The following is a 9,654-nucleotide window of genomic DNA, read 5'->3' on the forward strand; positions in this document are numbered from 1 at the left end:
CCGCCCAGCCCCCGCCCGGCAGGCACCGCCACCCGTGCCGCACCGTGTAACGATGGCACGTTTTGCCATTCGTCCTCGCAGGGGCGATTCTCGGCCACGCCCCGTTCAGCCGGTGTTCGCCCCCGCCGCCCAGCCTCTGCGGCATGAAGAAGGCCATCCTCGCCGCGACCGCCGCCACCTCCGCCGTCGGTCTCTCGCTCGTACTCGCCCCCACCGCCGGCGCCCACGGCGTGTGGGGCCAGGACCGCGCGTCCGTCCCGTTCACCGCCGCCACCGTCACCGCCGGGGCCGACGGCTCGTACACGCTCACCTGGGCCGCCGACGCCGCCCGCACCCGGCACGTCCAGATCAAGGCCAACGGCCGGGTCGTCGCCCGGGGCGGCGCCTCCGGCCGTGCCGTGGTCACCGGTCTGCCCGCCGCCGACCGCCAGTGGTTCGACTTCGCCGCCGACCACGGCCGCGGCCTGCGCCTGGCCGACCGGCTGGTCAAGTTGGAGGGAGCCGTCAACTTCCGGGACGCCGGCGGCTACCGGACCGCGTCCGGCCAGTGGGTGAAGATGGGCGAGGTCTACCGCTCCGACGCCCTCGGCAGGCTCACCCCGGCCGACGAGGCCAAGCTCCGCCGCCTCGGCGTCACGACGGTCTTCGACCTGCGCACGGCCGACGAGCGCGCCAAGAGCCCCGACAAGGTCCCGGCCGGCGCCACGTACCAGGTGGTCGACGTCTTCGCCGGCTCCGGCTCCTTCCGGACGATGCCGCGCACCCCCGACGAGGCCGTCAAGGCCATGGTGGACGCCGAGAAGGTCATGGTGTCCTCCGACGCCGGCAAGGCCGCGTACACCCAGGTCATGAACGGCATCCGGCACGACGACCGGCGCGCCGTGCTCTACCACTGCACCGCGGGCAAGGACCGCACCGGCTGGTCCAGCGCCGCCCTGCTCACCGCGCTCGGCGTGCCGCGCGAGACCGTCCTGGCCGACTACCTCGCCAGCAACGACTACCGCAAGGCCGCCAACGACGCGATCCTGTCGCACCTGCCCGCCCCGCAGGCCGCGGTCTACAAGCCGCTGCTCGACGTCCGTCCGGAGTACCTCAACGCCGGCTACGACGAGGTCACCGCCACGTACGGCACCTTCGACCGCTACGTCGCCGAAGGCCTCGGCCTCGACGCGCGCGAGCTGAAGGACCTCAAGAAGGACCTGCTCGTCGGCTAGCCGTCCGCCCCGGGCGCGTCCAGCACCGGCAGCAGCTCCGGCAGGTGCCCGTCCGAGGCCCGGGCCGCCGCCTGCCGTTCCTCCGGAACGTCCCCGTACAGCGTCGTACGGGGACGGGCCGGACGGCCCGCAGCCTCCGCGATCGCCACCAGGTCCCGGACGGACTTGTACGAGCCGTAACTCGACCCCGCCATACGCGAGATGGTCTCCTCCATCAGCGTGCCGCCCAGGTCGTTCGCCCCGGACCGCAGCATCTCGACCGCGCCCTCCGCGCCCAGCTTGACCCAGCTCGTCTGGATGTTGGTGATGTGCGGGTGCAGCAGCAGCCGGGCCATCGCCGTCACCGCCCGGTTGTCGCGCACGGTCGGGCCCGGGCGGGCGATGCCCGCCAGGTACACCGGGGCGTTGGTGTGGATGAACGGCAGCGTCACGAACTCCGTGAAGCCCGCCACGCCCTTCTCCCGCGCCTCCCGCTGCATCCGCGCCAGCGTCCGGAAGTGCCCCAGCCAGTGCCGCGGCTGGTCCACGTGGCCGTACATCATGGTCGAGGACGAACGGATGCCCAGCTCGTGGGCGGTCGAGACGACCTCGATCCAGTCGGCGGCCGGCAGCTTGCCCTTGGTGAGCACCCAGCGCACCTCGTCGTCGAGGATCTCCGCGGCCGTGCCGGGAATGGAGTCCAGCCCGGCCTCCTTCGCGGCCGTCAGCCAGTCCCGTACGGACATCCCGGTCCGGGTGGCCCCGTTGACCACCTCCATCGGGGAGAAGGCGTGCACGTGCAGGCCCGGCACCCGCGCCTTGACCGCCCGTGCGATGTCGAAGTACGCCGTCCCCGGCAGGTCCGGGTGGATGCCGCCCTGCATGCACACCTCGACGGCGCCCACGTCCCACGCCTGCTGGGCCCGGTCGGCGACCTGGTCCAGGGACAGGGTGTAGGCGTCGGCGTCCGTACGGCGCTGCGCGAAGGCGCAGAACCGGCAGCCGGTGTAGCAGACGTTGGTGAAGTTGATGTTCCGCGTGACGATGTAGGTGACGTCGTCCCCGACGACCGACCGGCGCAGGTCGTCCGCGATCCGGCAGAGCGCGTCCAGCGCCGGCCCGTCCGCGTGCAGCAGGGCCAGCGCCTGGTCGTCGGTGAGCCCCTCCGGGTCCTCGGCCGCCTGCGCCAGCGCCGCCCGTACGTCGGTGTCGAGGCGCTCCGGGGACGTCCGCGGGTCGGGGGTCATCCCGGGCGCGGCGGCCTCGCGCAGGGCCGCCCAGTCGCCGTAGACCTCGTCGAAGTCCTCGCGGCGGTCGGCGGTGCGGCCCTCGGAGTCGATCGTGCGGTGCAGGTCGGTCCGGCCGGAGGCGGCGAAGGCCGCGAAGCCCTCGTCGGGCTCCTGCCACGGCAGGCCCTTGACCTCGGCCCGCTCGTCGGCGAGCCCGGTCTCGGGGTCGGCCAGCGCGCGGACGTGCGGCAGCACCCGGGGGTCCAGCCACGGCTCGCCACGGCGGACGAACTCCGGGTAGACGCACAGCCGCTCGCGCAGGGTGAAGCCGGCCTCGGCGGAGCGCTGCGCCAGCAGCTCGATCTGCGGCCACGGCCGCTCGGGGTTGACGTGGTCGATGGTCAGCGGCGAGACCCCGCCCCAGTCGTCGATCCCGGCCGCGATCAGCCGCCCGTACTCGCCGTCGACGAGGTTCGGCGGCGCCTGGAGACAGGCGGACGGGCCCATGATGTGCCGGGCCACGGCGACGGTGGCGACCAGGTCGTCCAGCTCGGCGTCCGGCATCCCGCGCATGGCCGTGTCCGGCTTGGCGCGGAAGTTCTGGATGATCAGCTCCTGGATGCCGTGGTACGCCCGGGCGACGCGGCGCAGCGCGAACAGCGAGTCGGCCCGCTCCTCGTACGTCTCCCCGATGCCGATCAGCAGCCCGGAGGTGAACGGCACGGACGAGCGCCCGGCGTCCTCCAGCACCCGCAGCCGGACGGCCGGTTCCTTGTCGGGGGAGCCGTGGTGCGGGCCGCCCGGCTCCGACCACAGCCGGGTGGCGGTGGTCTCCAGCATCATGCCCATGCTGGGCGCGACCGGCTTGAGCCGCTGGAAGTCGCTCCAGGACAGCACGCCCGGGTTGAGGTGGGGCAGCAGCCCGGTCTCCTCCAGGATCCGGATCGACATGGCCCGCACATAGGCCAGGGTGTCGTCGTAGCCGTGCGCGTCGAGCCACTCGCGGGCCTCCGGCCAGCGGTCCTCGGGCTTGTCCCCGAGGGTGATCAGGGCCTCCTTGCAGCCCAGCTCGGCCCCGCGCCGGGCGATGTCCAGCACCTCGTCGGGCGACATGTACATCCCGTGCCCGGCCTTGCGCAGCTTCCCGGGCACGGTCACGAACGTGCAGTAGTGGCACTTGTCCCGGCACAGCCGGGTCAGCGGGACGAACACGCTCTTGGAGTACGTGATCACCCCCGCCCGGCCCGCCGCCGCCAGGCCGGCGTCGCGCACGCGGCCGGCGGAGGCGACCAGGTCGTCGAGGTCCGCGCCGCGCGCCTGGAGGAGCACGGCGGCCTCGGTCACGTCCAGTGCCACGCCGTCCCGGGCCCGGCGCAGCGCACGGCGCATGGCGTTGGCGGTCGGGGCGGGGGCGTTGCCGGGAGAGGTCATACGGCGAGCATACGATCCGCTGATCGAGGCACGGCGCGGGTCATCGCATCAGCTCACCCGCGTTGACCAGCAGCGACTGGCCGGTTATCGCCCGCGCCCGGTCGGAGGCGAGGAAGGCGATGGCATCGGCCACGTCCCCGTCGGTGGCGAGTTCGGGCAGCGCCATGCGCGCGGTCAGCCGGCCGAGGACCTCCTCCTCGCTGACCTTCTCGGTGTGCGCGGTGAACGTGACGAAGGCCTGGACGGGCGGCCCCCACATCCAGCCGGGCAGCACGGTGTTGACCCGGATCCGGTGCGGGCCGAGCTCCCGGGCCAGGGAGTACATGGCCGAGGTCAGCGCGCCCTTGGAGGCGGCGTACGCGGCCTGCTGCACCTCGTTGGGCGCGGCCACGGCCGACTGGGTCCCGACGATGACGACGGCCCCGCCGCGCTCCTTGAGCGCGGGCAGACAGGCCCGGGTCATCCGGAGGGTGCCCAGCAGGTTGACGTCGAGGATCTGCTGCCAGGTGCCGAAGTCGGCGTCCTGGAGCCCGCCGAAGTACGAGTCCCAGGCGGCCACGTGGACGACCGCGTCGATCCGCCCGAACCGCTCCACGGCGAGGGCGGCGAGGGCCTCGCACTGGGCCTCGTCGGAGATGTCGGTGGTCCGGTGGGCGGTGTGCCGCCCGTCGGGGTCGAGCTCGGCGGCGGACTTGGCCAGATTGGCCTCCGTACGCGCCCCGAGCACGGCGTTCCCGCCGTCCCGCACGACGGCGGCGGCCACCTGGTGCCCGAGCCCGGCCCCGACCCCGGAGACGACGACGGTCTTCCCTTGCAGCAGCATGCGGCCTCCCGGCACGGACCATGAGATGACGATGCGTCAGATTAGGCGGGCCGCCCCGGAGAGGGAAGGGGGGCGGCCGGTCCGCCGCTGCCGCGGGTCTCGCCATCTGATGCAGAGTCAGGTACATGGATCGGTCATGGTGGAGAATCCGGAACCGCAGCCGAATCCAGAACCGCAGCCCGCCCCCGACACCCGTGTCGACGCCTACGCCGAGCTCGCGTCCGTGGGCCCGTACGGCATCCGCCCCGGCCATGCGCTGATCACGATGGTGGAGCCGCATCCGGGCCACGAGTACGCGTACAACCGCTGGTACGAGGACGACCACTACTACGCCGGCGCCATGGCCATGCCCTGGATGTACGCCGGCCGCCGCTGGGTGGCCACCCGGGACCTGCAGGAGCTGCGGTACCCGGAGAAGTCGGCGATCGCCCGGCCCGTCACGGCGGGCTGCTACCTCTCCACGTACTGGATCACCGAGGGCCGCTACGACGAGCACATGAAGTGGACCGTCGGCATCAACAAGCGCCTCAACCGCGACGCCCGCGTCTACCAGGACCGGACGCACGTCTTCACGTCCTTCCAGGACCACGAGGCCACGGTCTACCGCGACGGCGCCGCCGGCCCGCGGGACTTCCACGCCCTCGACCACCCGTACGCCGGGCTGGTCCTCCAGGTCGTCGACACGGAGGGCCCGGAGCAGCGGGACGCCCTGCTGGAGTGGCTGCGCTCGCGCGCCCTGCCGCGCCGGCTGCACGGGTCCCCGGCCGCGCTGGTGACCGTCTTCCGGCCGACGCCGCTGCCCGGCGACCGGATGACGTACGTCAAGCAGGTCGAGGGCGTGGACACGCGGTTGACGCTGCTGTGGTTCCTGGAGGCCGACCCGCGGGAGTGCTGGGACCGGTTCCAGGGCCTGGACACCGAGGTGGCGGAGGCGGGGCCGGGGCGGGTGGAGCTGGTCGCGCCGTTCGTCCCGACGGTGCCCGGGACCGACCGCTACGTCGACCAGTTGCGCCGGGTCTGATTCCGGTTCCGGACACGGCCGAGCCCTCTCGGCTGAGACGGCGAATCAGTCGAGAGGGCTTCAGTCACTCAGCCGCTACAAGGGTGAGCAGGAAACGGCGAGTGCGGCTCATTCGGTTGTTCCGGTGTTCCGGTGGATCGGTGGATCGATGGAATCGGTCGAGTGGCGGGATCGGGGGGATTCGAGGGGAATCGGCGGCATCCGTGGAATCCGGGGGACCCGGTCGATCCGGAAGGAGCGGTGGCTCGGCGGATCGGTGGATCGGTGGATTCGGGGGTGGGGGGTCGGCCGGCCCTCGGTTCGCCCGGCGGGATATCAGACGCGGTGGCCCAGTCGACCCTCGGTCACCTCGGTGACGAAGGAGCTCCACGCACCGGCGGTGACGGCGAGGGACGGCCCCGCCTGCACCTTGGAGTCCCGGACCGCGAGGCCCTCGGCGACGGTGGACTTGACCTCGACGCACGCGCCGTTTCCGCCGGAGTAGGAGGACTTGGTCCAGTTTTCCGTGGCGCCCAGGCGAATAGCCATGTTTTTCTCCGGTTCAGCGAGTTGTTTCGATGGGGGTGGTCGACCGGGGATTTCCGGAGGAATCCGGAACGTTTCCCGGCCGACGTGATCGACGCTACCGGCACCACTCCAGGGGTGAAGAGGTCATTCACCCGTCCGGATGGCATATTCCAGCCAGGCCTTCCATGGCCGGGCAGTGACGGTGTACCGTACCGGACCCGCCGCCGGCTGCCCGGTTTCCCCGCTTTCTCCGCTTTCCCGGCTTCCTTCCGTTCCGCCTCTTCCGCTTCCTTTACTTCGCCTTGCCCGCATAGGCGCCGATGATGTCGGAGATGAACTCGCGGGTCTGGTCGACGTTCAGGGCCTGGGCGCGCAGGTGCTCGTACATCACGCTGTACTGCTGGACGTCGTTCGCCTTCTCCAGGTACAGGTCGCTCGTCACGCCCTCGATGTAGACCACGGTCGAGTCGGAGGCGTCCGGGAATTCCAGGATGGCGTACTGGCCGTTCACGCCGGGGTGCGCGCCCATCGTGAACGGCATCACCTGCACCGTGACGTGCGGCTGTTCCGACTGCTCTATCAGGTGCTCGAGCTGCCGGATCATCAACTGGGCGTCCCCCACGCGCCGGCGCAGCGCCGCCTCGTCGATCACCGCCCACAGCCGCAGCGGGCCGAGTTCGGGATTGTTGTTCTCGGTCTCGGACAGCCGCAGCTGGCGGCGCATGCGCACCTGTACCCGCTTCTCGATGTCGGCGGGCGCCGTCTCGGGCAGCGCGCCGCGGATCAGGGCGCCGGCGTACTCGGGCGTCTGCAGCAGACCGGGCACGACCTGGGGCTCGTACGTGCGCAGGCTCGCGGCATCGGTCTCCAGGCCGATGTAGACGCTGTACGGGATGTCACCGAAGGCGTGCCACCAGCCCTGCTGGCGCGAGTCCTTGGCCATCTGCATGAGGGAGTCCACGAGCCGCCGGTCCTCCACCTCGTACACGTCGCACAGGTCCCGGACGTCGCGCTGGCTGATGGAACGCCGGCCGTTCTCCAGCCGGCTGATCTTGGACTGGGAGACCAGCAGGCGCTCGGCCACCTGCTCGGCGGTCATGCCCTTGTCCTCCCGGAGCTTGCGCAACTCCATACCCAGTCGGCGGCGTCGGACGGTGGGGTTGACATTGGACGCCACGGGAACGGCACCTCCGGTTGCTCTTGGCTGTCACGTCTGTTGCACAGGTGATGGTCAGCAGACTGCCACCGAACTCCGTTCCTGCGCTGGCGAACTGCGTATATGCAGACGCGCGGGGTGGCGCGACCGAACAAACGGCCACGCCACCCCGCGCGCTGCGGCTCCCGTACCGGACGGGACGGTGGATCGGGTGGATCGGGTGGATCGGGCGGATCAGGTGGAGCGAGTGGATCAGGTGGACCTGGCGGATCAGGTGGATCAGGTGGTCCTGGTGGATCGGGTGAATCAGGTGGACCCGGTGGACCCGGTGGACCTGGTGGGTCAGTGTGCGGCGGCGCGGGCCATCGCACCCGTACGGCGTGGCTGCAGCGGCACGGCACCGGCCCGGGCGGCCGGGGCGTGCGCGGCGTGCGCCGTCGTGGCCCGTTCACGGCGCGGCTGCGCGGCCACACCGTTCTGGACGTCCATCACGGCGTGCGCCACGAGGCCGCCCATCGGGTCGTGCCGGATCAGGTCCCGCAGCCGGGACCTGGAGGAACGCCCCTCGTTACCGGGGTACAGGTGCTTGCCGAGTCCGACCGCGTGGGCCAGCGCGGCGAGCGCCGCGGTCCGCGGGTCCGGCGGTACGCCGGTGCGGATCGCACTGTCGAGCCGGGCACGGATCTCCCGGCTGATCGCCGTGTCGGTCGCCTGGTAGCGAGTCGTCGGCAGCACCCCGCACATCTGGCCGGCCACGGCATGGACCATGCCGCACCGCTCCAGGTGCGAGAGGTACGTCTGGCGGAGCCCCAGCCGGGGTCCGCCGATCCAGTGGACGGCCCGTACCGGACTGCCGCGACGGCGCAGCAGCTCCAGTGCGGAGTCCAAGGTCGGATCTCCTGTCGGCCGTGGCATCACCACGGCGATACGATCCCCGTCAGGGGCTATCCGTCCTGCCAGGGCCAGCTCCACTAGCTGTGCCCCGGCAAGGCCGAGGTCGAGCGACTGCGGCTGCGCCGTGGTTCCCGTGGCCGGGTCCAAGGCGAGCAGCAGAAGCTCCTCCGGAATTGTTCTGCGGCTCCTGCCCATCCATGCCTCCCCGCGTGGATGAGTGACAGGGTGACGCCTCTCACATTCATCTGTCGAGAGCGCCTGGACGCTTTGTGGGGGAACCGGCAGCTATGTCGTTCTCGTCTAGCACGGGGGCGATGCCCCCGAGACGGGACACTGGAGACGGTTCGGACAGCCGGACGGCGAGCGAGGAGGAACGGTGGCGGGCGAGTCCCCCGACAAGTCGGTAGAGCAAGGTGCATCGTCCGGGGAGGCCGGGGAGGAGCGCGATCCGCGGCTGTCGGTGTTCCGCCCGCGCGACCCGGAGAGCGGCTCGGAGCAGGCTTCGGAGCCGGGCTCCGAGAAGGCGTCCGACCGGGGCTCCGACGAGGCTTCCCCCCAGGACACCGACGCCGAGTCCTCGGGCCGCGGTTCCGACACCGACAAGAGCTCGGACGAGACCTCGGACGAGACCTCGGACCGGGCGTCCGAGCGCGCGTCCGACAAGGGGTCCGTCCGTGCGTCCGACGCGTCGTCGGACACGGCGACGGACGAGGCGTCTGACGAGGTCCGGCCGAAGGTGGCGGTGGCGGCCGTGCCGGCGCGGGAATCTGATTCCGCTTCGGTGTCCGGCGAGGCCCGTTCCGGGGTGGACCGGGACGAGGCCGGGAAGCCGGCCACGGAGGACCCGCGCGGGAGCGCGACGCGTACCACGGGCGGCTCCCTGTTCGAACCGCGCAACCGCGCCACCGGCTCCGACGAGGCCCCGGCTGCTTCGACCGCCGGGAAGGACAGCGAACAGACCGCCGTCTTCCGTGCCTTCGAACCGCGTCGGCGGTCGCCCGGGGCTCCCTCGGACGAGCCTGCCGACAGCGAGCGCACGGCCGTGTTCCGTGCGCCTCGGGTGGATTCCGCTTCGACGGACGCCGGCCCCGAGGACGCGTCCGGCGCCGCCCGTTCGCTCTTCGAGCCCCGCCGCCCGTCGTCCACCCCCGCGAAGCCCTCCACGGCCCCGGAGCCCGAGCCCGAGCCCGCCGCCAAGTCCGGCGCCGAGTCCGACACCGAGGAGAAGGCGCCGGCGAAGCCCGAGCCGGAGGCCGACGAGCCGGAGGCGAGCGAGCGTACGGCCGTCTTCCGCGCGCCCCGTCCGGTCAGCGCGGCCGAGGACGACGCCAAGCCGAAGCCCGGGACGAAGTCGGAGCCGGAGGCGGAGGCCGACGAGCCGGAGGCGAGTGAGCGTACGG

General features: G+C 72.0%; 7 protein-coding genes and 1 pseudogene. 3 read left to right on the forward strand and 5 right to left on the reverse strand.

Annotation, left to right across the window (positions count from 1 at the left end):
• Positions 1-143: 143 nt before the first annotated feature.
• Entirely contained in the window at positions 144-1,214 is a 1,071-nt protein-coding gene (locus tag EF918_RS27165; RefSeq protein WP_125651505.1) for a tyrosine-protein phosphatase, read from the forward strand.
• Here the strand turns inward: EF918_RS27165 and EF918_RS27170 are convergent.
• Positions 1,211-3,853 (reverse strand): bifunctional FO biosynthesis protein CofGH, encoded by a 2,643-nt coding sequence (locus tag EF918_RS27170; RefSeq protein ID WP_125651507.1) that lies wholly within the window; start codon positions 3,851-3,853, stop codon positions 1,211-1,213. The genes EF918_RS27165 and EF918_RS27170 overlap by 4 nt on opposite strands.
• Positions 3,854-3,893: 40 nt before the next feature.
• Positions 3,894-4,676, reverse strand: coding sequence for an SDR family oxidoreductase (locus EF918_RS27175; protein ID WP_125651509.1), 783 nt, complete (start codon positions 4,674-4,676; stop codon positions 3,894-3,896).
• Positions 4,677-4,812: 136 nt separating this feature from the next.
• Here EF918_RS27175 and EF918_RS27180 point away from each other — a divergent pair, with 136 nt between their 5' ends.
• Positions 4,813-5,697: a hypothetical protein gene (locus EF918_RS27180; protein ID WP_185921938.1), complete on the forward strand. Its 885-nt coding sequence runs from the start codon at positions 4,813-4,815 to the stop codon at positions 5,695-5,697.
• Positions 5,698-6,012: 315 nt separating this feature from the next.
• Here the strand turns inward: EF918_RS27180 and EF918_RS27185 are convergent, their stop codons facing one another.
• The 3 genes from EF918_RS27185 to EF918_RS27200 all read right to left on the reverse strand — a co-directional run bounded on the left by EF918_RS27185 (position 6,013) and on the right by EF918_RS27200 (position 8,449).
• A complete protein-coding gene (locus tag EF918_RS27185) occupies positions 6,013-6,225 on the reverse strand; it encodes a DUF397 domain-containing protein (RefSeq protein ID WP_125651511.1) in 213 nt (70 codons plus the stop codon).
• A gap of 271 nt (positions 6,226-6,496) precedes the next feature.
• Positions 6,497-7,381 (reverse strand): helix-turn-helix transcriptional regulator, encoded by an 885-nt coding sequence (locus EF918_RS27190; RefSeq protein WP_125651513.1) that lies wholly within the window; start codon positions 7,379-7,381, stop codon positions 6,497-6,499.
• A gap of 321 nt (positions 7,382-7,702) precedes the next feature.
• Complete coding sequence (locus EF918_RS27200; protein ID WP_125651518.1) at positions 7,703-8,449, reverse strand: GPP34 family phosphoprotein; 747 nt, start codon at positions 8,447-8,449, stop codon at positions 7,703-7,705.
• A 181-nt stretch (positions 8,450-8,630) separates the two neighbouring features.
• On the opposite strand from EF918_RS27200, the pseudogene EF918_RS27205 reads away from it, so the two are divergent.
• A pseudogene (locus tag EF918_RS27205) lies at positions 8,631-9,654 on the forward strand (hypothetical protein); the annotation flags it as partial.

This window comes from Streptomyces sp. WAC06614 (genome assembly GCF_003949795.1).
Classification (GTDB): Bacteria; Actinomycetota; Actinomycetes; order Streptomycetales; family Streptomycetaceae; genus Streptomyces.

What these genes read in the sequence shown, in the direction of transcription:
- EF918_RS27170 (WP_125651507.1), bottom strand. Translation starts at nt 3,853, where the DNA reads ATGACCTCTCCCGGCAACGCCCCCGCCCCGACCGCCAACGCCATGCGC.
- EF918_RS27175 (WP_125651509.1), bottom strand. Translation starts at nt 4,676, where the DNA reads ATGCTGCTGCAAGGGAAGACCGTCGTCGTCTCCGGGGTCGGGGCCGGG.
- EF918_RS27165 (WP_125651505.1), top strand. Translation starts at nt 144, where the DNA reads ATGAAGAAGGCCATCCTCGCCGCGACCGCCGCCACCTCCGCCGTCGGT.
- EF918_RS27180 (WP_185921938.1), top strand. Translation starts at nt 4,813, where the DNA reads ATGGTGGAGAATCCGGAACCGCAGCCGAATCCAGAACCGCAGCCCGCC.
- EF918_RS27200 (WP_125651518.1), bottom strand. Translation starts at nt 8,449, where the DNA reads ATGGGCAGGAGCCGCAGAACAATTCCGGAGGAGCTTCTGCTGCTCGCC.
- EF918_RS27185 (WP_125651511.1), bottom strand. Translation starts at nt 6,225, where the DNA reads ATGGCTATTCGCCTGGGCGCCACGGAAAACTGGACCAAGTCCTCCTAC.